At 56.3% G+C, this 3,143-nt stretch carries 3 protein-coding genes; 2 read left to right on the top strand and 1 reads right to left on the bottom strand.

Annotation, left to right across the window (positions count from 1 at the left end; genetic code table 11):
• The first annotated feature begins 146 nt into the window (after nucleotides 1–146).
• Both GX108_07045 and GX108_07040 read left to right on the top strand, forming a co-directional pair.
• On the top strand, nucleotides 147–1,652 hold the full coding sequence (locus tag GX108_07045) for an IS21 family transposase (GenBank protein ID NLO56786.1): 1,506 nt from the start codon (nucleotides 147–149) through the stop codon (nucleotides 1,650–1,652).
• On the top strand, nucleotides 1,649–2,443 hold the full coding sequence (locus GX108_07040) for an ATP-binding protein (GenBank protein ID NLO56785.1): 795 nt from the start codon (nucleotides 1,649–1,651) through the stop codon (nucleotides 2,441–2,443). Before GX108_07045 ends, GX108_07040 begins: the two co-directional genes overlap by 4 nt.
• Before the next feature lie 296 nt (nucleotides 2,444–2,739).
• Here GX108_07040 and GX108_07035 read toward each other — a convergent pair.
• Nucleotides 2,740–3,143, bottom strand: a 404-nt coding sequence (locus GX108_07035; protein ID NLO56784.1) for a hypothetical protein, incomplete at its 5' end; no start/stop codon positions are given.

The raw sequence follows: 3,143 nt of genomic DNA, 5'->3' as shown, positions 1-3,143 counted from the left end.
GAGCATATCCGAAAACAAATGGTTTCGGTACTCTAAAACTGACCACTTTTATTGGAAACGACAGCCGAAAATTGACCACCTGACCATCGCTCCGTGTATCATCGGCGAAAAGTTAACGACTGTCGAGGATACCGGAGGGGGAAAGGATGCTGGAGGTGGAACAGTACGAATACATAAGGACCGCCCATCGTATCTACAACAAGAACGTCAGTGAAATAGCCAGGGAGACGGGTCATTCAAGAAACACCGTCAAAAAAGTCCTTAGGGGCGAATACACGGGCTACTCCAAAAGAGAAACCCAGCCCTGCCCTGTGCTAGGCCCCTTTCACGACGTCATCTACAAGTGGCTTGAGGAGGATCTGGGAAAGCCCAAAAAGCAGCGTCACACGGCAAAGCGAATATACACCCGCCTGATGAAAGAACTCGGCTTCACCGGAAGCGAGACGACGGTGCGCCACTACGTTGCGTCGGTTAAGAGGAGCCTGGGTCTCAAAAGCAGCGAAGCCTTCGTCCCCATGGAACCCGTTCCGAGGGGCGAGGCGGAAGTCGACTGGGGCAGCGCCACGGTCATCCTGGGCGGCGAAGAAGTTCGTGTAAAGATGTTCTGCATGAGATCGAAGTACTCCAGCATGCCCTTTGTCCGCCTCTACCCCTGCGAACGACAGCAGGCCTTCTTTGACGGGCTTGCACGGGGTTTTGAATACTTCGGTGGCGTCTTTCCGGTGATGATCTTTGACAACCTTACGTCCGCGGTGGAGAAAATACTCCTGGGCAAGGACAGAAAGGAGCGGGAAAGCTTCGTCCGCTTTCGTTCCTGGTACACCTTTGAGGGTCGCTTCTGCACTCCGGGGCGGGGCAACGAAAAGGGCGGCGTGGAGGGTTTTGTGGGCTATGCCCGCCGCAACTACATGGTCCCTCTTCCCCGGGGCGAAAACCTGGAAGAGATCAACGACCGGCTCCTTGAGGAGTGTATCTCCAGCGGGGAGCGCAAAATAAGCGGTAGGGAGGGGACAATAATGCAGCTTCACGAAAGGGAAAAGGAAACCCTCGTCCCTCTCCCCCGGCACCCCTACTGCAACGAGCGGACCGTCTCCGTCAAAGCGGACAAATACGCCACCGTCATGGTGGACAAAAACCGCTACTCCATACCCGCCTCCTACTCCGGCCGCCTGCTCAGAGCTATCATGACCGTCGGGGAAGTAGCAGTCTACTGCGGGGAAAAGCGTCTGGCCGTACACGGCAGAAAGTACGGCAACAACCACTGGGTACTCGACGGTGACCACTACCTTGAACTCCTCCGGGAGCGCCCCGGAGCCTTCCGGGACGCCCGGCCCCTGAGCGAATGGAGAAAGACCTGGGGCAGATCATTGACCACCCTTCTGGAGCAGTTCCTGGACCGCCATGGTGAAAACCGGGGCGTCAAGGAGTTCATCGACGTCCTCCTCCTCACCAGGACCTACGGTCAAAACCGCCTGGAAGAAGCGGTCGCCCGGGCTCTTGAGACGGGCCTTGGCAACGCCGCCGGGATCCGTCACATCCTCGAGAGCGCCGAAAGGCGGGAAGAAACGGTCCCTCCGCTGGAGGACGGCAGATGGAAAGTCCTCCCCGCGGCCGACATATCGGCTTACGACGCACTGGGTTCGGGACAATGAACGCTGGCCACCTGCTGCAACTTCACGAGAACCTCAAAAATCTCAACCTGGGCAACATGGCCAAGCATCTTGAAGAAAGGATTCGGCAGTCCGAGGCGTTGGGCGCCAGCTACGGGAACTTCCTCCTGGAACTCACCGAACTTGAACTCCAGATCCGGCTTGAAAACAGGGAAAAAAGGCGGCTTAAGGAGGCCCGCTTCCCCCTGGTCAAAACCCTTGGGACCTTCAACTTCGAAGAGGCTCCGCAACTTGACAGAAGACTCATAGGGAAACTTGCCGCCGGAGACTACATCACCGACCGCAGAAACGTCCTCTTCCTCGGCAAAAGCGGCTGCGGCAAAACTCACCTTGCCACTGCCCTTGGCATAGAAGCCTGCCGGGACAACAGGAGGGTCCGTTTCACCACGGCCTGCAACCTTGCCAATGAACTTCTGGAAAGCCGGGACGACAAAACCCTCACCCGCACCCTGGGCAAATATGCCCGTTACGACCTGCTCATAGTGGACGAACTTGGTTACGTTCCCTTTTCGAAGGAAGGAGGCGAACTTTTATTTCAGGTCTTTGCGGAACGGCACGAGAGGGGATCTGTAATAGTAACGACGAACCTTGGATTCGGAAGCTGGACGGAGGTGTTTGGAGACCCCAACATGACGGCGGCCTTATTGGACCGCCTGACTCACAAGGCACACATCATCGAGTGCACCTGGGAGAGCTACAGGCTGAAGGAAACATTGAGGGAGGGAAAAAAGAGAAGGCAGATAGAACTTAAAACGACGGCCGCTGAAGAGTGAATGGAGTGGTCAAAATTCGGCTGTCGCAGGTGGTCAGTTTTGCATTGACAAAACTAACAAATTTAAATTCTCATCCGTCATCACTAAGGTGCCATGCCCGGGATGACAAAAAAGGACCATCCTATCCAATGGCCACCTACGGTATACGTTCGAGACCTGGTATTGCCTTTTTATCATGCCTCAAAGGTTGCACCGATTTTGCCTTTCCTTTTGTCATCGGGCTCCTATTCCCTGACGGTTGCCACCTTTTTCCTCATTTTTGTATGCAAATGCTCAAAATCAAGCTCTGACCCCAATCAGTAGCGGAAGAGGGCGGCGAGGTCGGAGCCGCCGGGAACTTCTTCGGGGGCAACGGCGTATACTTTGCCGCCGCCCTTGAGGGTGCTGACGGCCGCCAGGTCGAGAAGGTCGCGGTTGCCGAAGGCGTGAGCGTCTTCCAGCACCATGACACCGCTTTCAGCGTCGTAGCACCCCCAGGCTTGTTTGCCCAACGCGACAAAGAGGGTGTCGACCCTGCCCTGGACCGAGGCGGGGACAACCTCTTCCAGGGAATCGGAGGTCTTGCCCGTCCCCTGGAGGTGTCCGAAGCGTTCCAAGGCTTCCTTCTTTGATCGCTCGAAGAGGGGTTTGACGATCTTCCCGGCCTTCTCCCGGATCTCACTGTCTTTGAAGGCCTCGGGGTTCCCCTCGATAGATTCTT

Source organism: Thermovirga sp., assembly GCA_012523215.1.
In the GTDB taxonomy this organism is placed as follows: domain Bacteria; phylum Synergistota; class Synergistia; order Synergistales; family Thermovirgaceae; genus 58-81.
The sequence above is the reverse complement of the archived record's forward strand: the minus strand, read 5'-3'. Positions and strand labels throughout refer to the sequence as shown.

Excerpts from the sequence above, each read along its gene's own strand:
- GX108_07040 (NLO56785.1), top strand. The coding sequence starts at position 1,649 with ATGAACGCTGGCCACCTGCTGCAACTTCACGAGAACCTCAAAAATCTC.
- GX108_07045 (NLO56786.1), top strand. The coding sequence starts at position 147 with ATGCTGGAGGTGGAACAGTACGAATACATAAGGACCGCCCATCGTATC.